Here is a 21,989-nt window from a genome sequence, read left to right on the forward strand (position 1 = left end):
GTTTGTTATTTTTGGGTGCCGGAAGTCTTTGAGGAATCAATTATATCCTTTATAGTGACCTCCGGATTTCTGTATCTTTTTCTTTTAGAAGTACTTCTGCCGAATTCTATAGCCTGCTTTGGACACCACTGGATACATGCAAGACACTGCTCGCAGGAATCTTTCCATTTGGGTCTGCCATGCTGCATTTCTATATTGTCTACAGGACATACTAACTCACAAGAACCACAGCTGTTGCAGTTATCTTTTGTCCAAAACTTTTTGCCATCCTTGTAAAATTTATTTGAGCGTTTGTAGACTACAGGAGAAAGGAATTTTAAGTATTCCTTAGGTCCCTTCTCAATCCCTGTATCCTTTTGTTCGTTTACTATTCTTACTATTTTGTCTATTTTACGTTTTTCTTCTTTGAATTGACGTTCTTGCTCTTTTGGCTCAGTTGGGTTGTATACCGGTATATAGTTTTCCGGTAATAAAATCTTGAAGCCTGATGCCAGAGAGGCCCCCTTTTTTTTCAACAGACGTGATACCTGGCCGAGAGCATCTCCGGCGGAGCCTCCGAAGGTAGCTACTGCGAATATGTACCTTACATTAGTCAGGTCGAGCTTTTCTATAAATTTGGCTGCTATCAGGGGTATGCCCCAATAATACACAGGTAGCACAAAGCCTATGCATTCGCTGTTTACTTGATAATCCTCCTCCTTTACCGCCTTAGCAATAGAAACTATGGCCGCATCCTTCATTTTGGATGCTATATCGCGAGAGACCATAAGGCAGTTTCCTGTGCCAGTAAAATAGTAAATTGTGGTTCTCATAAAAATCACTTACCTTTCCATAACTTTTATTGGTTATTAACAAAAATAAATATGCCTTACCGGATCAGCTTTTTAATAAAAAATAAAGGATAAACCATCAAAAACAGATTCGGTATCCACCAGGCAGGGTCAAATTCTTGCTTTATTGCCCAGAATGCAATAGCCTGAAGCCCCGAGCAGAAGGTCAGAACCAATGAACAAAGGGCAATTGTCTTCCACTTGGAACATTCCCTTTTATATAGCATTATGCTTGTAATACCTGTTGCAGATATCAACAGATCCAGTGGAAGAAAAGACCAGTTCCATGCTATTAAGTTGGGGTTGCTGTAATCGTTGAATAAAAGTGATTCCGGTATCAGATGAAATAGTGTGGCAGACCAGTAGAATATGAAACTTATATCAGTTAGCAGCATAAAAACACCTAAAAGCTTAATCCCTTTTATTTTCATTAAAATGTCTCCCTTATATTAGTGTTTTGTTTGTTAATTCGATAAGTATCGAAATATAGCTTAAAAAATTATTTATTTCGCAGCGTCATCAGTTTTTTTACTTCTTCAACAACTTCTTCATTAACTCTGCATACAACATATTTTCCTCTTTTTTCCGTAAAAATTAATCCGGCGTTTTCCAACTCTTTGAGATGATGGGATATCGTAGGTGCTCCAATCTTAAAACAGTCCATAATATCAGAAATGAAACACTCACAACCGGTATCAAAACTGGCTTCATGTTTTTTTACTATGTTCATGTAAAGTTCCAATCTGTTGGAGTTGGAAAGTGCTTTAAATATTTTTGAGTATTTCTTTGTATCCATAACTGTTAAACACAACTTTCTTATAGTTATTTGTAATTATATAGTATGTTCTGAGTATACAAAGCTCTAATAATTAGAGCCTTATACCATAACATACTCAATAAATGATTTTGCAACACTATACTTCGATAAGTATCGAAATGATTATATAAAATAAAAGTAAATTATGCAAGTGTTTTTCTATAATACTTAATTCCACTAATAAAAAACCATTGTGAAATAACTCGTCGTTTCTTTGGCCTTTGTACCGGAAATTCTGTCTGAATTGCTGTGTTCCAGCAGTGAAAACCTGTCTGCATTTAGGGTATTCATTGCTGATAATAAAGTTATTATTGAAGGAGGGGAGTCCATATTATCATTGTTCATTTGCCGGATCTGCTTCAAATCCCTTTTCTTTATTGCCTCCAGTGAAATATCGTCCATTTTATCAGCAGCTTCACCGGTCAGATAATGGGAGAAATCCACTGATGCCAAAATCAAGTATCTCTTCCCGGTAACAAGATGTGAAATATAGCCTCCGAGTTCTATAGAGTTTTCCAGGCTGTAATCACCATGTAACAGTATGGGGATTACCTTGCAGTCAGGCATATAGTACTTTATATAAGGGATGAGAGAGGAAATGGAATGTTCCTCCTCTAATATTTTCCTGTTCAATCCTGCCCCTTTTTCAGAAACAAGGCTTTTAGCCATAGTAATGTCGGCGGTCAGCAAACCGTAGGGAGTTTCCCAACTGCTATAACAGGTACTTACTTTATAATCACCGACATTCTTATGGTTAGGTGCAAGGATTATTAAAAGCTCAGGGGTTTCCCGGGATACAGTCTTGAAGAAGGAGGCTATCAGGTCATCTGCCAAGAGGTGATGAGGTACTATACCTCCTTTTATATCAAAATCTTCAAACTTCCTTTTGTCTGCAAGGCTTATTGATCTCTTGAAACTTTTTTCAATATAGTATCTGCATTTGATATTTTCATCATATCCTAGCTCCCTATTATGAGTTTTCTGAACTGTTTGATGACTGCATGAAGACAGGAATGCTATAAATGTAATTATAATCAATAATATTTTTCTCATGTTACCCCATCCGGTATTATTTTAGTAGTACTATACTAAAAAGGAAAAACAAAATAACAAAGTACTATTAGTTTTAAGTGATGCACTGGTTCGAAGGAAGCCTGCAATTAAAATCAACCAACACTCAAGTTAAATTCAATTGATGATTTTTATCTGCTGCTTGTCTGTGAAACCTGTAGTGTCGCTGTCATAATGTTTTATTAATGCATTATCTGCTGTGAATGTACCCGGACAGACTGCTCTGGCGTAGTATGTGATGTATTTTTCTTTGGCTGAAAAGTTTGTGTTGTTTTTACCGTAGTAGTAGCTGAACACTACCTTTTGACCGGTTACCCCGCTTGGATACCACTTTTTATCATCAAAGGGGTCTCCTTCTACGAATCTGAATCCGGCAGGGAGAACATCAGTTATTTCATAAAACCCGTCAGGAGCATTTTCAGTAAATTCAGGGTGAATTGTTATTTTTACTAAATCCGACCGGCTAAATTCTGTTTTGTCTGAAGTGTCTGCACTATAGCTTCTCTTCAGTTCAATCATGTTGCCGGGGGCTGCCATCAGGTCTTTCACAGGTCCTGTGTAGCTTGAAGTTACAGCAATATCGCCTGATATGTTGGAGAACTTTATTTCTTCAAGTTTATCCTTTGTTAAAGTGAGTTGATATGTCTGTTGTTTTTCAAGGATTACCTCTTTTGCAGTACCGTCAATTACATAACTGAACTTACATGTTGGGAGAGGATCAGGTACAAAATTCGATACCAGCATCAGTCCTTCTAGATTTGTTAATATATCCCCAGTGGAATTATCCTTTACATACTTGTATAAACTGAATTTTTCAGGAGCATTTATTTTCATTGCTATCACAGAGCATAGTGCTGTAAGTTCAGTGCTGCTATCCCTTGTGCTTCCGCTATCGATAAATGTATAGGGTTCAGCGCTCTTACCGTTTTCATTGATTACCTTGGTATAAATCATTTCTGCTGCCGAATAGTCCCCGATTTCGCTCAAGGCTATTCCCAGATAGAGTTTTTCTTTAATGCCTATACCGGTAGATTCAAGGAGGCTTTGAATATCGAGTAATACCGGCTCACCCAAGGAGGCCAAACCCCAGTAGGATGCAGCTACATCTTCAGGTGTTGAATCTTTATTATCCAGTATATTATAGAAATAATATTTTAAGGCATTGGTGTCAAAGCAGTCTTTTGCCACAGAGCACACTTTTGCTGAAAGCTCAGGATTGCTGCTGTCATAGCTGAGCAGAGCTATACCGCCGTCAGCAGTCTGGTGTTTTCCAAAATCTAAGTCTTCATCCTCATTCACAAGCCAAGGATTCTCTTCTCCATAGAATTTCTTTATGAACGCTTGAGAAATTTTTCTGGAGAGTTTCTGATCTACCCGCTCACCCCAGGCGTAAATCAATGAATTGAGGGTATCATAAAGGAATGAGGCTTTGTTATTATAGAAAGTCAGTCTTGTAAGGGATTTTCCCCCTTCAATTTTCGTGTCGTCTTTGAGCTTATAGCTTTTGCTCCTGGATGCCTCAAGTATATTATCAACCACACTGAAGGTTTTCTGTATCCCGTCTTTATAGCTGCCATATGTTGCAGTTACGGTAACAGAATAATTTCCTGTATCCAATTTACCGAGGGAAATCCCGGCAAATTCGCCTGAGGGTGCTTTCAGGGTAAAGTCTTTCTTGTTTCCTTTTTCATCTTCAAGTATCAATTTGTAATCTATATTACTTCCGGTTTTCAGCTCTGTACCGAAGGATCTGGCGGTAATGTACGGATTATCTCCGGTTAAGAATATATTGTTGAATATGATGTCCGTAAAGAATGGCAGGCTGGCAGATATATTGATTTTTCCGCTTCCGGCCTTTATGTCATCGGTAATACCCTGATATGTGATTCTCCAGGAAGTAAGATTGTCAGGAAGCTTAAAGCTTACTCTCGCTTTACCGTTTCTATCAGTTTTAACGGAGCTGAAAAATGCAGTATCCTTGAATTTGGACCTTATCACAGGTTGATCTCCGCCTTCACCGCCTTCCTCGGCAGTATTATTCCTGAGGTTCGGGTATAGCGGTGTATAGGACACATAGTCGGAAATAAGTCCTACAGGAAGGTTATAGCTGTAAAGATCACCCAGAGTATCTACATATTGGTCCTGAAGCGCAAAAAATGCTTCATCTACCAGACTTAAGTTTACAACAGAGATACAGGGCTTATCACTGTTATCTTTTACGTTAACCTCAAGCTGTACAGTATCGCCGGGCCTATAACTTTGCTTGTCGTGTTTGATAGTGATTTTCAGAGTTTCCTGCTTATAGTCATACTTAAATCTCTTGACTCCTGCATTAAAGATATTGGTTCCGTCGAAATATACTGCCTGGACATAAACATTTGGTATCATGCTTTCATTGAAGTCAAAGGAATAACTGTTTCCTTCCAGTATTTCATAATCTAACAGGCCGTTTTGCAGAGTCAGATACAAGCATCTTGATTTTGGGCCGGGAGGGTTTTCAGTATTTCTTTTTACGTTGAGAGATACTTTGTCTCCTTTTTTATAGAATTCTTTTTGTTCAGCATTCTCAAGTTGATACTCTCTCTGGAGGGAGTAGAGATTATATTCGTTATCGAAATAATAGGTCTGTTCCTCAAGTATTTCCCTTTTTTTTGAGTCAAAGCCAGTAACTGTTATCTTGTAGCTTCTGCCCTTTTCAATTGGGAAATCGAAAGTATATTTTCCGGAGGATGTAGTGAAATCAATAGATTTTACAAGGGTGGACACTTTGTAATAATCATACGTCTTGCCTGTTTTTTTGTTTATGAAGTCATAGTAGGTTCCAGTCTCGGTTTTCTCCCAGTGTTCTTCGGTTATGGCGGCCTTTAAAGCTGCATTTACAGGAGCACCACGGAATTTATCAGGATTGTAGCAGTCAAAATCCTCATAAATTCCAGCCAAATCTATAAGACTGGATTTAACATCTACCGAGGCCAAACCTTCTTTCTTTTTTGCATCTATTTGAATCATAGTATCTTTCGGGAAAAACCATATATTGCTTGATGCTGCTACCTCCTGCTCTTCTGAATCTGCATTGTTTACACGCATATAGAGGCTTTCCGGTCTCCAGGAGGTAGTGCCCAGGCTGGGGGTTGCAGTAAATACAGCCTTTCCATTTTTGTCACATCTCAGCTTTCCTTCAGCTGTAGAGGTGGTATTACTGCTATATTCAAGGTTCAGACCCGATACGGGAGTACCCTCAAAAAAGCTTGCCTGAATATCAAAATTCAGATTTTCCCCTGCAAAAACAACTTTCCTGGATGCCTGCAATTCTATTCGGTAGGCAGGCTTTGTATATTGCCTGATTTCAAATTGAGCAGAAGATAAGACAGTATTGTTATAGACCAGGTTTACGTCATAATATCCTGTACTTAGATTGGAAAAATCCAGTTTTCCTTCAAAAGTACCGAATTCATTCAGTGCTACATCTTGTGACTGTATTACACTGGTCTCATCACTGTTTGCATAGTAGTAATTTTGCGGTATAAGCTGCAATTTAGCTTCTGTTACCGGATTTTTCCTGTCACGTGGTTTTACAATTCCCCATATGTTTACTGAATCTGTCGGAAGATACAAGCCTCTATCGGTATATAAATATGTCCAATAGGAATTATTCGGACTGTCGTTGTAATTTTCGATATAGCCGTCACTGTTATAATATCTGTAGTCATAGTCGTAATATGAATTTATGCGTGCTATGAAAGCAGGACTTTTACCACTCACAATTTTCATAAAGAAATGGCTGCCGGTCACGGGAAGGGGTAACTGGCCGGGAATTATGGCTATTCCGTCATTGCCGGTCTTTACCTGCTGTACTCCTGCGACTTGTACAGTAGCTCCTTCTATAGGGCTACCTGTTGCTGAATTGTTTACCCATGCAAGGGTTTTGTCCTTCAATACAGAAACGTATACTGAAGCATTATTTACCTGCAGGTGAGTCTGCTGTCTTATATTGTTCAGTGTTGAGCTTATAAGGTAATATCCCTCTTGAAGAGTAGAAGGGAGTGCTAGGTAATGTGGATAATTCCAATCAACACCGTTACCGCCTGTTAATATTTTCGTACTAAAGGAAATGACTTTTTCCAGTTTTGATGTGTCGAACTTAATCTTATCATTATCCATATATGCCCAGGTTGGAAGTGAATCATATTTTTGAAGATTTTCTACGAAGCTATTTTCATCCGGGTATTTAAAGATTTCTATACTTGCTTCACTATTCTTTAAGTTTTCACTTGCGTATATTTCGAAAGTAGGTGTCACACTGGAGGTAATATTGTATAGAGTGTCGGAAAAAGAGAAGAAGTCTTCACTAGGTGGTTTTTGCGGGCTTTCTGTCTGAAACTGAAATACGTAGTCTTCCTGTATGGTTTCGTCACTGTTTTTCAGTCCCAACCCCTTTTTAATTGTTACAGTATAAACAGTATTTTGTTCTAGCCTCTCAGGAACAAATACTGCTGTTTTTTTATGATATTCAAATTTTCCCTTTGTATCAGGTGAGATTTTAAAGAATTTGTCCAGACTCTCTACATTTTCATAATTGAAAGAAATCTCGATACCGGTGTTTGCAGGAACAGAGGTGCCCTTATCTCTGGGAAGCGTCCTCATTACTTTAAAAGTCTTTTTGGTTTGAAACGCCCACGAACGTTTTTTCAAAGAATCAGAGCCGGATACTTCGAATCTGTATATTTTATTTGGTTCCATACTGGTATTAAAATCTACTAAAAATTCTTTTTCTGATTTTCTTTCGAGTTTATAATTCTGCTTTGGGGTGATATTGAGGGCGGACCTTATGGTCGATTCGGAATAGTTTTCCTTACACAGGACCTTAAAGCCCGATTTCAAGTCCACTCCTGCACTATCGGAGACCAGGGGCACTATGTTTATGTTTTTAAGGTTCAGTGTTTCAATGTTTTTTCCCGCTGATACCTGAGTTGTATGTCCTGTAAGTAAAAATCCCGCAGTGATTACGGCTCCAAGTAAAATTACAAAAGATACTATCAGTGTTATGAAAAGAGGTTTATTTTTATATATATCTTTGACCTTCATATCTTTGACTTCCCTTCTTTAATTGCTGTTACACACTTTCTTACATTATATCAAAGTCCAGGTAGAAAATGTAATTAATAAAGTGTTAAAATGACAAGAGGAATATATAGTACGATATAAACTGCAGGTAAGTTGTTTGTTTTGATATTATGGAAGAATAGAAAGAAAAAAGCTTAATCTTCAATGCATTTTCTTAGCTAAAAAGCAAATTTGAAGACAAGCTTTTACCTATTGTTTTAGTTTGTATATTAGGCTGTGCTTTTTATTTGTTTTGAATCAGCTTATATTATAGCTAGCACTGAAGCCGGCATCGAAGCTGATAGAGTTATGTGTAATCACACTGCCTTCTGCCTGTACCCATCCATTGGCTTTTGCCCAACCTGAAGCAAACAGGATTTTGTTGGTTTTACCCGTGTTTGTCCACTGCCAGGAAGATGAAGAAGAAGTATCTGAAGCTTTTTTCAATATGTCCGAATTGCCGTCGAATAAATCTCCTGTTAAAACTACGGCTTTTGTTTCAGTAGAGCTGGGCACGTCAAAGTTGAATTTTACCGAAAGGGTTTTTCCGGGTGGAACAACGACAGGGAAAGTATCTTTTCTCTGTATGGGTAGATTGCCGTCAGGTCCGTATTTGCTCTGGAAAAAAGTAATGGCCGCCTTTCTGCCGTTTTCTTTTAGAGCTTTTATTTGCTCCGGTGTAAGATTGAAGTTAATAGCACTGACATCCGCAGGATCAATAAATACCGTTCTTGAAGCATTGCCTTCTCTGAAGCAGTATTCATATGAGACATTCATGAACGCTCCCAGAACACGCCCTATATGTTGAGCAAGATTGTTATCTGCGCTTCTCTCAGGCCATAGTACGGAGGATGCTGTAGAAAGTATAAAGCCAAGAGTACATTCGGGATTGGTTATTGAGTCAAATATTTCTATAGGGTAATTGTACATTGTTCCTCCATCGACAAAGAGGTCTCCGTTATAGGTCATAGGATAGAAAAAGAAGGGAATTGCCATTGAACATCTTACAGCAAGGGTTACAGGCATGTCAGGAGTGTTGATATGGTTTGCGACAAGGGTTTTTCCATAGTTAGAATTACATAGCATCAGGTGTAGTTCCTTGCCTGTCTTGTCATAGAGCTGCTTAAATGTAATGTCTCCTGGCAGTTTTTTACTTTCAAAACATCCCTTAAGCCAGTTAAGAAAGGCTATACCTTGGAAAAGCCCCATATGTGCCTTTTCGGGGTCAAGTATCAAGCCTTTGCTCCATATTACTTTAAAAATATCCCATATATCTATACTCCCGCCGATTATTTTACCTATCCTTTCCAATTCTTTGATAATATCATCTGTATTGCCTTTTTCCGGATCAAGGAATTTCATGAATGAGGTAGGCAGGTTTTTCTCAATATCATCCGTAGACATTCCTATTGCCAGCAAAGCTGCCGTTATTGCTCCTGCACTCGCTCCAGCGTATCTCTTGATTTTTTGGCTGACACCCATTTGATCCAGAATTCGGAGAACACCTACATAGGCAACACCTTTAGTTCCTCCGCCTGAAAACACTAGATTTTCGATTTTATCAGGTACAGGTGCGGGCATATTGAAGGCATCATTTAGCAGATGTCCGGTAGTTTTAAAAGTGATACCTGAATTGTTAAATTCCATCCGGGTTTCCTCCTTTAGACAAAATTAGATATAATTTTACAATAATATATAATTATATACAAATATACTTACTAAATCTACCTTATATTCTAAAAAATATATGGCTTTATTTTTCAGAGTTGTATTATGTAAGCTTTCAAACAATACTATTTTATAATATAATAGGATTATTGCTTTGATAAATATGGAATGAATCTCTCGTCTGTGGAAAAAGGCCGGGAGAGTCATACTACTGATAAATCAGACATAAAGGAGATTGGCTGAAAAATGGGCAAGACATTAGTACTGACGGAAAAACCCTCAGTGGGGCGTGATATAGCAAAAGTATTGAATTGTAATCAAAGTGGCAACGGGTACATTGGAGGAGCAAAATATATAGTTACATGGGCTTTGGGACACTTAGTCACACTTGCTGACCCTGAAGTTTACAGTGATAAGTACAAGTCGTGGAATTTAGAAAGTTTACCCATGGTGCCTGATAAGATGAAATTGGTAGTTATAAAGGAAACAGGCAAACAGTTTCATGTAGTACAGGGGCTTATGAAACGGGATGACATAGATGAACTTGTAATAGCAACTGATTCCGGGAGAGAGGGAGAATTAGTTGCCAGGTGGATAATTGAAAAAGTAGGCTTCAGGAAGCCGATTAAGCGTTTATGGATTTCTTCACAGACGGATAAGGCTATTAAAGATGGATTTAGCAACCTTAAGCCAAGTAGAGAGTATGATAACCTATATATGTCTGCTCAAAGCAGGGCTGAAGCAGATTGGCTTGTAGGGCTGAATATAACAAGAGCCTTAACATGCAAATATAATGCGCAGCTTTCAGCGGGCAGAGTACAGACACCAACCCTTGCAATGATTGTGGACAGAGAAAACGAAATAAGAAGGTTTGTTCCGAGGGATTACTGGACGATAGGTGCAGCAGTAAATGGATTTAATGTTCAATGGCAGGATAAGGTTTCAGGGCAGACCAGGATATTTGACAAGGCAAAAGCCGATGGAATATTAGCTAAGACAGCAAACCAATCCGGAGAGATAGTAGAAGTAAGCAAAGATGCAAAAAAAGAATTACCGCCTCTCGCATATGATCTGACAGAACTGCAGAGGGATGCAAACAAAAGGTTTGGATATTCTGCAAAGAAGACTTTGTCTATCATGCAGAAGCTATATGAAGCACATAAGGTGTTGACGTATCCCAGAACCGACTCAAGGTACATTACAGACGATATAGTGCCTACGCTCCCTGAACGTCTGAAAAGCATAGCAGTAGGCCCATATGCTGAATTGGTCCGTAACCTGAACAGAAACAAAATCAGTGTTACCAAAAGGTTTGTAGATAACAGCAAGGTTACAGATCACCATGCAATTATTCCTACCGAGCAGTTTGTAAACCTTTCTTCATTAAATGCTGAGGAAAGAAATATTTATGATCTTGTTGTAAAGAGGTTTATTGCTGTATTGAGCTTGCCTTATGAATATGAACAGACAACAGTTAAAGCAGATATTAAAGACGAACTTTTCTATGCAAAGGGTAAGATAGTTAAATCCCTGGGATGGAAAGCTGTTTATGGTGGAGTGGGACAGATAGATGAGGATGAGGAGGACGATGAAAAAGATCAGTCTTTACCCGAAGTAAAAAAGGGGCAGTCTATCAAAATTCTTTCTGTAAAGTCCTATAATGGTAAAACCAAACCACCAGCACGCTATACGGAAGCTACTTTGCTATCCGCTATGGAGCATCCGGGTAAATTCGTAGATGACAAGGCTTTAAGGGAAGCGCTTGAAAATACCAGTGGACTTGGTACACCGGCTACTAGGGCGGATATTATAGAAAAGCTATTTGATACCTTCTATGTAGAAAGAAAGGGTAAAGAGATCCATCCAACTTCAAAAGGTATACAGCTAGTAGGTCTGGTACCAGATGAACTAAAATCACCTGAACTGACAGCCAAGTGGGAACAGCAGCTGCAAATGATCAGTAGAGGCAAAGCAAACTCAAAGGCTTTTATAGATGAAATGAAGAAGTATGCAGCAAAGCTTGTTTCCAATGTCATTGCTGCTACAGCAACTTATAAGCATGACAATATGACAAGGGAGAAATGCCCGGAGTGTGGCAAATATCTTCTGGACGTAAATGGGAAAAAAGGCAAAATGCTTGTTTGTCCTGACCGTGAGTGTGGATATAGGAAAGGTATTTCACAAGTGTCCAATGCAAGATGTCCTGAATGCCACAAAAAGATGGAAATCAGAGGTGAAGGAGAAAACAAGACCTTTTATTGTGCTTGCGGGTATAGGGAAAAGTTATCTGCCTTTACTAAAAGGAAAGGTGAGCAGGTAAATAAGAAGGAAGTATCTAAGTTTTTAAAGCAGCAGGAGGAAGATACCCAGATTAATTCTGCGTTGGCAGAGGCGCTGGCAAAGTGGGGAAAAACGGAAAAATGATCTGCCAGATTTCCGGATAATTGGCTAAAAAGCCAGATTGGATCTGATTTCCTGTACATTTCCGGAGGTTATGTAGGCAAAATCTTTATAGCCGGTAAACAAAACCTTATAAGAAGTTTTATTGTTGATTACTATCTTTTCAACCTTACTCTTATTTATGATATATGATTTGTGGCTTCTCAGGAATAATTGCTTGTTCAGCCTTGATTCTATTGTTTCAAGGCTTTCATACGTAAAATATTTGTTTTTTTGTGTGTATACTACAGTAATAGATTTTTCCCTGGTAACAAATATTATGTCGCTTTGAGTGACTATATTAATCTCGTCAGCATAAGGCAAGATAAGGCTTTCCAGCTTGTTTTTGTCTTTTAAACTTCTCTCCTGAATACTTTTTAGCAGATTGTTGATAGTTGAATATACCTTTTTTGTATCAAAGGGCTTGACTATAAAGTCAAACGGTTGTGCGGCAAAGGATTCGATTGCATATTCACTGTATCCTGAAATAAATACTACATACAAATCGGGAAAGGAATCCTTTATTATTTTTGCAGCATCAATACCATTTATTGTAGGTAAATTGATATCGCAGAATAATATTGATGGTTTTTTCTCATGTATTAGAGCGATACATTCTTCTCCATTGCAAGCTTCGCCGACAACTTCAATGGAATTGAAATTTGCCAGAATGGATTTCAGCATTTTTATTGTATATACATCATCATCACATATTATTAGTTTAGTCCTCATTTTTTTTGCCCCCATTTATTACTTTCATATCAGGCATGGTATTAAAGCTCAATATGCCTGTATTTGAAACAGCATCGTTTCTTTTGTTTTCTATTTTATAGGAGTAATCAAGCCCTGGAATAATATCGGTCAGAATAAAAGAATGCTCTCTCTTGCTTTGGCTGCTGCCCACTTTTTTCATATCGGTATCATTTGTCCAATAATATAATTCACTGCTGCATTTGTTATCTGTGAGCCACATGATTTTCAGCTCTGACGGACTTAATACTGTTAATTTCGGCCCATTTACAATTTTTAAATTACCCGTGTCAGTTGTGAAGCATAAATCATCGATTGCCATGTGATATGAATCCTTGGTTGCCATCTTAATGTTGTAATTATAAACAGTTCCTGGTAAAAGATCAGTAAGCAGATACCTATGCTTTTTATAGAAATCCTGACATGACAATACCTGAAGCGCCTGGCCAGGGTAGCTGAAAAATACTTTGGAAGATGTATCAACATCGGTTTCCCATTCCAGCAGCACTTCAGTAGGTGATATGTTCTTAACTGCAGGCAAGCTTGCTTTTCCGCTGCCGGCTTTGTAAATAAAGGAGTAATAATCACTTCTGTAGTTGATTTGATTACATAGGATAGTGTAGTTGTACTCCTTGCCAGCTGTCAGACCATTTATGCAGAATGAATGCTTCTTCACCGGCTCTTTGTCTTTTTTCAGGGCTACAATACTACTACCTGATTTTACTTCCATATCCGTTACGCAATCCGTCCCGGTTTCATAATATATAATTGCTCTGTTTCCAAGCAGTGATACGGCATAAACCTTACTAATCATACTGTTGGTTGGTGTTGCTGTTGTAAAAAAGTTGCTTTTGGCTTTGGTTCTATAGGTTGAATAATTAGAATAGCAGCTTATTGAATATATATATTTTGTGTCAGGCAGTAAATTACTTAACCTTACACTAAATGACTTTTGAGGCAACAGACCCTGATATACTTCAACATTTGATGTTTCAGTTCTGTACCAGATTTTATAGCTGCACTCGAAGTTGGTTTCCCATGAGAGCTCTATGTCGCTTGATGAGATATTCCTTACATTTGGCCCTGTAACAATTGTCAAGGCTTTCTTTGTACTAAACGAAAATTCTCCTTTTTCTGAACTACCAAATTCATTGCTGCTTTTTACTCTTACGATATATGTTTTATCAGGTAAAAGCCCATCTAAAATTATAGAATGTGATGTAGAATAACTTTTGTCAGTCATTGTGGTATTTCCGGTATTTTTATCACCCGCAAGCCTGAAAAAAACCTGGCTGTCACCCGGAATATTGGTTGTCCAGGTAATTGTCGCACTGCCTGATGTAATGGCAGATACTTCAGGTATAGAGGAAATTACTATTTTTCTGTTGGAGTAGTTAATAATATTTAGTGATAATGTCATACAAATAACTATTATACAAAAGAGAAACAAGCATACTTTAATCAATACCGGTTTCATATCAATCCTACCTTTAATGCTGTATAATCTTACTGGTTTCCAGTTGCTTAAGAAACAAAGGTTTTTATACTTGATTTTAGATGGTACGACTCTTTGGTCAGATTTCCGACATAGAATTCATATTTAACACCCTTTTCCAGATTATCGAGCGTAAAAGAATGATGTTTTTCAAAATTTTTATTCCATATGCCGGTATATCCTCCTCCGGCTTTTCTGAATACGATATATGATTTGGTTTTTATATTGGTAGACCATTGGATTTTTAGTTTACCTGAAGGGTCGTTTACTACAACAGGTTCGTCAAGTATTCTATATTCTGATTTTGGTGTATTAAAGGAATTCCCTTTTACATATCCGCTAAAATCCTTTTCACTGCACAGTATTTTATAAGTGTACTTCATATCAGGGGTTAAACCGGTTAATATAAACGAGTGGCAGCGGGTCTTTGTGCTGCCTTGAATATGTTTTTCAATATCATACTTGTTTTTATAGAGTAAAGAGGCAGAGCATTCAATATCAGTACTAAATTCTATTTTTACCTTGGTTGATGAGATGAGTTTTGTTTTTATATCGCTTATATTTATATCAGGGAGATTTTTTTCCTTTTTTATCTTGTAGTAGTAGGAGATATCCTGTCCGGGTATTTTTTTTATTATCTTATAGGGAGAAGTAACCGCCTCCCTTGCATACTCAATTTTTTTATCAGATGATTCTGAAGCCTTATTCATGGTTTTAAAGGTGTATACGCCTGTTTTGGCACTGCTTCCCAGCAACTCGCAAGAGATATCAAAGCTGTATGATGTACCGGGCATCAAATCCTTTAGAGTGACTTTATGATGATTTTTAGGAATTGAGGTAGTAATTATCTGGTGATTCAGCATGTCTTCGGTCCAATACTTAAAGCGGGATTGGCTTTCGAGATCGGTTCCCCAGTAGATATCAACTTCTGTGGGAGAGCTATGATATATTACAGGATTTCTGGTGATGCTGAATTTATCCGGTGTAACAAACCGCATTCTGCTGCATCGCGTCTGTCCGGATTCGTTGATGCTTTCGACATAGAATACATAGGTTGCACCTCCGTCCAGACCTGTAATTGTAACTTCATGGTCTGTCTCAGGCCGAATTTCACTGGCCTTTTTATAGTTGAGAGAATAATCAGTAACGGGAGTATAGTAAACATGACCGATGCTTTTTACATCAGTTGACCATACAATGGTTGCAGAGTTGGCTTTGATTTCCGAAATCTTTGGGGGGGTGATAACGGTTATTCTCTTTGCAGTAAACGAAATCAAACTTATGGAACCTATAAGACTTACTGCAATTGTTACTAAAATCACCAGGTTGATTACTACAAAATCTTTTTTCAACATCTTCTTCCTCTCAGGATAGTACTCTTTCATTACTTTCTTCTATAGTGGTTATTGGCAAGGTTACAACTGTTTTGACAAAGGATTCTTCATTTGTATTCATATCTATGGTTCCTTTGTATTTCTTAACAAGGCTTTTAGTGATATAAAGGCCGAACCCCCGTTTTCTATTATTTTTTGTTGAGCTTCCAGGTGCAAACAGATCAATGCCGTTTGGCAGGATACCTTTGTTTTTGATCTCCATATAAAAAACTCCATACGACTGATCAATAACAATGGAGATTTCTTTTTCTGGAAGGGTATCTACAGCATCTATGGCGTTATCAATTAAGTTGCCCACTATCTTGCACAAATCCCAGGGTTTTATGTTAGATATTTCAGATGTTCTGGATTTTATATCTATTTGCATTTTTATTCCCTTGTTTTCACAAACAGAATACTTTGCTTTTATTAGTGCGCCAACAGCATGAGGCTTTATGGTAGCCAGTTCGTACAACTCGTTTACTTCCTCTACTATACCGGATATATATTCGTGAATGCTGTTGAATTCACCCATTTTACTGAGTGAGTAAATAGTATGCAGGTGGTTCATGTGATCATGCCTCTGAGCTTTGATCGTATTTACAAGTTCAATTATGGAATCATCATATGTTTTTTTCATCTGCTGTTCGTAATTATCGGTATACAGCGTATATGTAATAAAAATCGACATGCATATCGGTATAAAAAGGGAGAGGATTAAAGTGAAAAATATACAGTTGTGTAAAACCTGTGACTCTATTCCCCAGAATAAGATTTCATTATTCAAAGAGTTGGCAAAAAACTTGTACAATACTGCTGTTAATATAATTATTGCCTGTATCAGCTCCAGATACATGATTAAAGCATATTTCTTTTTATTCAAGTTACCACCCCAGTGATGTTGCGGAATAATGTAAGATTCTAGATAATATGTAATTTACAATAAATTATACCAAGAATATTTTCAATAATCCAGATGGAATTTTCAATAAATCAAAATCCATTTATGGAATAAAATGGTTGATTAAGGAAGAATTTGATGAAATAATGTGTTTCAGAGTAGAAAAATGTTTTTAGGGTTCTTTTGTACGTTGATGAAATACTTTGGGGGTGCGAATGCTTTATGGAATCAAAAGTTCTTCTGGTAAAGGCAGACAGAGAGCCTGTAAAAGGGGTAGTAAGCCCAAATCCGAACCAGATATATAAAAACACCAGGATTTCAATAGAACACAGGAGATTACAGGAACTGGACCCGGACGAAATCAGAGTAGAGATGCTTTATATAGGCATTTGCGGAACTGATGTGCACCTGACAACAAATGATCCTGAGACAGGGTATATATGCTGCTCTGCTCCCTTATCCATACCGGAGGAAGGAAGGAACATAGGACATGAGGGTGTGGGAAGAGTTATTGATGTAGGTTCAAATATAAAATTTCTGCAAAAGGGAATGTATGTAACATTTGAATCAATAATTGTATGTAATGTCTGTGATGTATGCAGAAAGGGCAAATTCAACCAGTGCAGGAACGCAAAGCTTCTCGGACTTGAGAAGGACGGGCTGCTCGGAACTGTTGTGGATGTGCCTGCAAAGCTTGCACATAATGTATCGGAATATATAAAAACTGAAGATGACCTTATTGCCGCAACATGTATAGAGCCGGCCGGAGTTGCTTATGTTGCATGTGAAAATGCCGGAATAACCGGGGGGGATATTGTCGTTGTTTTCGGAGCAGGACCTATAGGAGTGTTCGCTGCTATGTTGAGCAAAGCAGTGTTTGGTGCTTCAGAGGTACATGTGGTTGAGACCGTCAAGTATAGAAGGGATTTTGCTGCCAGATGGGCTGACAGAGTTTACAGCAGCGAGGAGTTTTTCAGCAATTGTCCGGAAAAAATTGATGCAGTTATTGAATGCTCGGGAAATCTGGACAACATTAGAAAGTCCTTCGGGCACATAAATGCTAACGGTCATGTGGTACTTCTTGCAAGGAGCGGTGTACCACTCGAAATAATCAATATTGACTATATGATTACCAATGAAATAAATATAAAGGGCTCCCGTGGGCATCTTTGCGGCGCTTTTAGCAGCATATTGAACCTCCACAGGTCGGGACGGATTAATCTGGGCGGTGTTGTTACCTGTGTTGTAGACGGGCTGGAGAATTTGAAAAATATGCTGGAAAGCAATGAAACGATAATGAAAGAAAACTGCAAGGTGGTTGTGGATCTTAAGCGAGATAGGGATGTGTAATCTAGGGAGACATAGAAAATTGGCTAATCAATTAATTAAGATATATTACTGGTTATTAACAATTACGAAAGGGGAAGATTATGGCTATTATTTATAAACCTTCTCAGGTGTTGTTAGACAAAACTATCGAACTACTAAAAAAGAATAGATATATTTCTGGAGATGTATATATAATACCTGATTCGAATGAACAACCCAAAAAGTATATATACTACCATGACCTGTTAGGACATATGGCAATGACTGCAGAGAAGGAAGTTGTAACCGAAGCGGTTCGACTACTTGCGGACACAGGGATAGAAATACCTGAAATCGAGCTGCTTAACCACAATGCAGATAAATTTAGAGATGAAATGAAAGAAAAGGTAAACAATGTACCATGGAGTCCTTTTAGTGCATCTGCTCAAAGATTTGTTTATATGCTTTCGTATATTAAGAGGCCTAAAAAAATGCTATGTATTGGAATAGGCGATGGGGGTATAGTACTTTTTTGGAATCTTGGCTTCTTGGATAGAAATAGTCGGAATGAAAGTGTTGATAGAATCTTGGGAATTGAAAACACTTCACTTAATATCGAAAAAGCTAAAGCGAACCTCAAGAAGGTTTTTATGACTAATAAAGTTGAGCTTTTAGATGATAGTGCTCTACAACACCTTGAGGATGACAGCTATGACTATGTATTAATAGATGCATATCTGAAAAGCAGTTATATAGATATAGTAAAAGACCTTTATCCTAAATTAAAAAAAGGTGGTTGGTTGTTGGCGCATGATGCAATCTATCCTAAATACCGTGCAAATATAGATGATTATCTGTCATTTGTCAGGGATAAGAAGAATTTTAGTGAAAGCATATGCTTTGAGTTTGATTCAAATGGACTCGAATTGTCAATAAAGTGACTGAGTTAACACTATATTAATTTGTACTTATGTGAGAGCACAGGTGTGTAAGGAGAAAACATGGTATGAATATGCAAACTAGTTTAACGAGCTTGATAATAAGTAAAAAGCTTGCAGAAAAATCTATAACTTTTATAAAAAATGACAGAAGTGAAAATCGTATATCATACAGCTTGATGTACAATAGGGCTGTTAACTGCCTGCATTATCTGCAATCAGCCGGGTTGAAACCAGGCTCCAAGGCTGTTCTCCACATTGAAGACGAGGAAAGATATATTTGCACGTTATGGGCTTGCATCCTGGGAGGAATAGTTTCTGTACCTTTTACAGTAGGAAATACTCATGAGCATATACTGAGGATAAGTAAAGTATGGGATGCTTTGGATGATGGATATTTCATTACGGATAATAATTCATATAACAATTTGATAAGCCTATCAGGGGAATCAGCATATAATTTTAAAAGCCGGTTAATGGGGAAAGTTATTATATCAGAAGACTTGGTAAAGGGAAATAAAATGGGAAGCATTTATTATCCCGACATAAACGATACTGCAATTATTCTGTTTACTTCCGGGTCTACAGGGGAACCGAAAGGTATAATATTGAGCCATAAGAATATCATTGAAAATATCAACTCAACAATTGACAGGCTTAAACTGACTTCAAATGATTCGTTCCTAAACTGGATGCCCCTTACTCATTCAGCAGGACTTACTCTCTTTCATTTTCCGTCTATACAAGCAGAGATGGATCAGTATATCATGTCAAAGAATCAGTTTGTTATAATGCCGCTGCTCTGGCTTCAAAAGGCACATGAGTATAAAGTAACATTTCTGTTTGGATCCAATTTTGCACTAAAACATTTTCTTGATAACGTTAAGGATGAAGAAATATTAGGTCTTGACTTGTCTTCTATCAGGGGAATAATTAATTCGGCAGAAACTATCTCTGCCAAAACTGCTCTTTTGTTTATGGATAAGTTGTCCTGTTGTTACCTGAAAAAAACTGCAATGACAACTTCATACGGTATGACGGAGACCTGTTCCATATGTTGTTCAGAGCCGGATGAGGAAATAAAGATATTTAGGATAAGACGTGACTCACTTGCTCCGGGACTCAAGATAATTGTAGGTGATTCTGAAAATGAGTATTTGGAATTGGTGAGTGTAGGCCAACCCATGAAACATCATAATGTAAGAATATGTGATGATGCAGGTAGTATTTTAGAAGAAAATGTAGTCGGACATATACAGGTAAAAGGTCCGGGAGTTACTCCAGGGTATTATGGGAAAAAGACCGATTCCGGCATGGCATTTACTAATGATGGATGGCTTATAACAGGAGATATAGGATTTAGGAACGGGGGAAGTGTGGTAATTGCTGGAAGGAGTAAGGATGTAATAATAATTAACGGACAAAATTACTATAGCCATGATATAGAAAGGGTTATACAGGGGATTGAGGGATTAGAAAGTGTTAAAGTTGCTGCATGTGGTGTATTCAATAAAGCAACACAACAAGAAGAGTTGGTTATTTTTATAGAGTACAGGAAAGGTATTGAAGAATTTGTTGATATTGCTCAAAGAGTGAAGAACCATGTCGGAAGCAGGGTGGGTGTTGAAACTAGAGAAATTATACCGGTTGAAGCAATGCCTACGACCGGAAATGGTAAGCTCCAAAGGTTTAGATTGATACAGGACTTGAATGAACATAAATGTGACGAATTGATAAATGAAATTCACAAAATACTGCAAACCATGAGTAAAGACAAGATTTTTACTTATCCGAGGAATATCCTTGAAGAGAAAATACATTCGATATGGTGCGATGTCCTTGGAACGAAAGACATAGGCATAAATGATAGTTTTTTTGATCTTGGTGGGGACTCTATAAAGGCTATAAAAGTCCTTGAAAGGACAAATTCATTGCATATAAACATATCTACCGCTGATATTTACGGATATAAAACTATCTCAAGATTATGTGAACATGTACTTAAGGATAATAAGCTTGGCGACAAATTCTACTGTAATGTAATGAAATTTTCTGGCAGAGACAATGAGTTTCTGAGAAATTATAACAAGAACTTTTCCGAAAAGCCTACGTATATTGACTATTACTCATGTTGGGGCTTTGCTATAGGAGAAAAACTAGAGTATGAATATAGTATTGAAATCGAAACTTCCTTTATAGAAGCGGCAAAAGGGGCTCACATAATATGGAATGGATATGCCCTCAATGGGGAGAAAGAAAGTATTCTAGAGTTGAAAGATATGTGGCTGTGTGAAGAAGGAGTAATACCAGACTTACTTAGAAAACATGGAATTACTACTAGATTTATCTCGTTTGAAAGTTTGGAAAAAGGAATTGATTATTGTGTCCAATGTTTGAAGAATAACAGACTGGTTATAGTTGAAGCAATATTCTATTATATGAATTATTCAGGATTTTACCGTGTAGATGAAAAACAATGGATGAGAAATTATGAAAAAACTATAGAAAAAGCATATCCATTGCTAAAGCCATTTCAGATGGACCATATAGTACTGCTTGTAGACATTACAGATGAAGGATACCTAGTGAGTGATATAGCAATGAGGTTTTTTGGTGAAATCGAAAAAGATAATTTTCATAGTGCTTTTGCTGGTTCAAAAGGTATGGAATGCTTTAGAAAAGAGCCTGTATGGGATTTGCTAAACTCATACAGAATCATAGAGGTGGATGTAGTTAGCAAAATAGATGTTAAGGAATTGGCAAGAGATATTTTTTTGAGTACTGTCGATTTATATACATCGGATGAAAGCGTCGTACTGACAGAAGGTGTACATGTTCCATATAAAGTTAATATGGGTTTGATAGGATTAAAGGAATTGATAAACGTAATAGAGACATTCGGATATAGCAAGGAATACTATAAAAAACTAAGAGAGTTGCTTATATATTATTTAAGAGAATGGGATAAAAAATATATGACCTTGAAGTTGTTCTTTAGGGATTTTAGAAAGTACTTTAACTTGCCAGAAGAGGTTTTGGTGGAAGTGGAATTTGCAAGGGAAAGGTTTTCTGACCTCCAATATAAACTTGAAAATAATATTATTCCAAATGAAAAATACACATATAAGAATATAGGAATTGACTTGTCTGGGGTATATATCCGGCAGAAAACGCTATTTTCAGAATTAAGAAAAATAGCTCGGGAATTAAGTCCGGTGAATTCATCTATAGTCCTTTAAGGATAACCTACAAATCAAAGACTTGTTATAAAAATTTTCGAATAATGAGGTGTATTT

General features: G+C 37.4%; 14 protein-coding genes. 4 read left to right on the forward strand and 10 right to left on the reverse strand.

What is annotated here, in order from left to right; translation table 11 throughout:
* Nucleotides 1-5: 5 nt before the first annotated feature.
* The 6 genes from N3I35_10390 to N3I35_10415 all read right to left on the reverse strand — a co-directional run bounded on the left by N3I35_10390 (nucleotide 6) and on the right by N3I35_10415 (nucleotide 9,468).
* Nucleotides 6-812, reverse strand: coding sequence for an EFR1 family ferrodoxin (locus N3I35_10390; GenBank protein ID MCX8130496.1), 807 nt, complete (start codon nucleotides 810-812; stop codon nucleotides 6-8).
* 56 nt (nucleotides 813-868) lie between these two features.
* A complete protein-coding gene (locus N3I35_10395; protein ID MCX8130497.1) occupies nucleotides 869-1,261 on the reverse strand; it encodes a YvaD family protein in 393 nt (130 codons plus the stop codon).
* 68 nt (nucleotides 1,262-1,329) lie between these two features.
* Nucleotides 1,330-1,626: a metalloregulator ArsR/SmtB family transcription factor gene (locus N3I35_10400; GenBank protein MCX8130498.1), complete on the reverse strand. Its 297-nt coding sequence runs from the start codon at nucleotides 1,624-1,626 to the stop codon at nucleotides 1,330-1,332.
* Nucleotides 1,627-1,824: 198 nt separating this feature from the next.
* Nucleotides 1,825-2,700, reverse strand: a complete 876-nt coding sequence (amrB, locus tag N3I35_10405) for an AmmeMemoRadiSam system protein B (protein ID MCX8130499.1) — start codon at nucleotides 2,698-2,700, stop codon at nucleotides 1,825-1,827.
* A 135-nt stretch (nucleotides 2,701-2,835) separates the two neighbouring features.
* On the reverse strand, nucleotides 2,836-7,803 hold the full coding sequence (locus N3I35_10410; protein MCX8130500.1) for an Ig-like domain-containing protein: 4,968 nt from the start codon (nucleotides 7,801-7,803) through the stop codon (nucleotides 2,836-2,838).
* Nucleotides 7,804-8,079: 276 nt separating this feature from the next.
* Nucleotides 8,080-9,468: a patatin-like phospholipase family protein gene (locus tag N3I35_10415; GenBank protein MCX8130501.1), complete on the reverse strand. Its 1,389-nt coding sequence runs from the start codon at nucleotides 9,466-9,468 to the stop codon at nucleotides 8,080-8,082.
* 267 nt (nucleotides 9,469-9,735) lie between these two features.
* Here N3I35_10415 and N3I35_10420 point away from each other — a divergent pair, with 267 nt between their 5' ends.
* Nucleotides 9,736-11,913: a DNA topoisomerase III gene (locus N3I35_10420; protein ID MCX8130502.1), complete on the forward strand. Its 2,178-nt coding sequence runs from the start codon at nucleotides 9,736-9,738 to the stop codon at nucleotides 11,911-11,913.
* Nucleotides 11,914-11,937: 24 nt separating this feature from the next.
* Here N3I35_10420 and N3I35_10425 read toward each other — a convergent pair whose 3' ends face one another.
* The 4 genes from N3I35_10425 to N3I35_10440 are packed head-to-tail and all read right to left on the reverse strand — an operon-like array spanning nucleotide 11,938 to nucleotide 16,429.
* Nucleotides 11,938-12,660 carry a LytTR family DNA-binding domain-containing protein gene (locus tag N3I35_10425; GenBank protein ID MCX8130503.1) on the reverse strand — a complete coding sequence of 241 codons (723 nt, stop codon included), beginning with the start codon at nucleotides 12,658-12,660 and terminating at the stop codon, nucleotides 11,938-11,940.
* Nucleotides 12,650-14,155, reverse strand: a complete 1,506-nt coding sequence (locus tag N3I35_10430; GenBank protein MCX8130504.1) for a fibronectin type III domain-containing protein — start codon at nucleotides 14,153-14,155, stop codon at nucleotides 12,650-12,652. Before N3I35_10430 ends, N3I35_10425 begins: the two co-directional genes overlap by 11 nt.
* Nucleotides 14,156-14,202: 47 nt before the next feature.
* Nucleotides 14,203-15,528, reverse strand: a complete 1,326-nt coding sequence (locus N3I35_10435; protein MCX8130505.1) for a hypothetical protein — start codon at nucleotides 15,526-15,528, stop codon at nucleotides 14,203-14,205.
* A gap of 10 nt (nucleotides 15,529-15,538) precedes the next feature.
* Complete coding sequence (locus tag N3I35_10440; protein MCX8130506.1) at nucleotides 15,539-16,429, reverse strand: GHKL domain-containing protein; 891 nt, start codon at nucleotides 16,427-16,429, stop codon at nucleotides 15,539-15,541.
* Between the two features lie 240 nt (nucleotides 16,430-16,669).
* On the opposite strand from N3I35_10440, the gene N3I35_10445 reads away from it, so the two are divergent.
* The 3 genes from N3I35_10445 to N3I35_10455 all read left to right on the forward strand — a co-directional run bounded on the left by N3I35_10445 (nucleotide 16,670) and on the right by N3I35_10455 (nucleotide 21,932).
* Nucleotides 16,670-17,797 (forward strand): zinc-binding dehydrogenase, encoded by a 1,128-nt coding sequence (locus tag N3I35_10445; protein ID MCX8130507.1) that lies wholly within the window; start codon nucleotides 16,670-16,672, stop codon nucleotides 17,795-17,797.
* An 80-nt stretch (nucleotides 17,798-17,877) separates the two neighbouring features.
* The gene (locus tag N3I35_10450) at nucleotides 17,878-18,696 is read left to right on the forward strand and encodes a class I SAM-dependent methyltransferase (GenBank protein ID MCX8130508.1); all 819 of its coding nucleotides are present in this window, start codon (nucleotides 17,878-17,880) and stop codon (nucleotides 18,694-18,696) included.
* A 65-nt stretch (nucleotides 18,697-18,761) separates the two neighbouring features.
* Nucleotides 18,762-21,932 carry an AMP-binding protein gene (locus N3I35_10455; protein MCX8130509.1) on the forward strand — a complete coding sequence of 1,057 codons (3,171 nt, stop codon included), beginning with the start codon at nucleotides 18,762-18,764 and terminating at the stop codon, nucleotides 21,930-21,932.
* The last annotated feature ends 57 nt before the right edge of the window (nucleotides 21,933-21,989 follow it).

Source organism: Clostridia bacterium (assembly GCA_026414765.1).
In the GTDB taxonomy this organism is placed as follows: domain Bacteria; phylum Bacillota; class Clostridia; order Acetivibrionales; family DSM-27016; genus SKW86.

Excerpts from the sequence above, each read along its gene's own strand:
- N3I35_10390 (MCX8130496.1), bottom strand. The coding sequence starts at position 812 with ATGAGAACCACAATTTACTATTTTACTGGCACAGGAAACTGCCTTATG.
- N3I35_10395 (MCX8130497.1), bottom strand. The coding sequence starts at position 1,261 with ATGAAAATAAAAGGGATTAAGCTTTTAGGTGTTTTTATGCTGCTAACT.
- N3I35_10400 (MCX8130498.1), bottom strand. The coding sequence starts at position 1,626 with ATGGATACAAAGAAATACTCAAAAATATTTAAAGCACTTTCCAACTCC.
- amrB (MCX8130499.1), bottom strand. The coding sequence starts at position 2,700 with ATGAGAAAAATATTATTGATTATAATTACATTTATAGCATTCCTGTCT.
- N3I35_10410 (MCX8130500.1), bottom strand. The coding sequence starts at position 7,803 with ATGAAGGTCAAAGATATATATAAAAATAAACCTCTTTTCATAACACTG.
- N3I35_10415 (MCX8130501.1), bottom strand. The coding sequence starts at position 9,468 with ATGGAATTTAACAATTCAGGTATCACTTTTAAAACTACCGGACATCTG.
- N3I35_10420 (MCX8130502.1), top strand. The coding sequence starts at position 9,736 with ATGGGCAAGACATTAGTACTGACGGAAAAACCCTCAGTGGGGCGTGAT.
- N3I35_10425 (MCX8130503.1), bottom strand. The coding sequence starts at position 12,660 with ATGAGGACTAAACTAATAATATGTGATGATGATGTATATACAATAAAA.
- N3I35_10430 (MCX8130504.1), bottom strand. The coding sequence starts at position 14,155 with ATGAAACCGGTATTGATTAAAGTATGCTTGTTTCTCTTTTGTATAATA.
- N3I35_10435 (MCX8130505.1), bottom strand. The coding sequence starts at position 15,528 with ATGTTGAAAAAAGATTTTGTAGTAATCAACCTGGTGATTTTAGTAACA.
- N3I35_10445 (MCX8130507.1), top strand. The coding sequence starts at position 16,670 with ATGGAATCAAAAGTTCTTCTGGTAAAGGCAGACAGAGAGCCTGTAAAA.
- N3I35_10450 (MCX8130508.1), top strand. The coding sequence starts at position 17,878 with ATGGCTATTATTTATAAACCTTCTCAGGTGTTGTTAGACAAAACTATC.
- N3I35_10455 (MCX8130509.1), top strand. The coding sequence starts at position 18,762 with ATGAATATGCAAACTAGTTTAACGAGCTTGATAATAAGTAAAAAGCTT.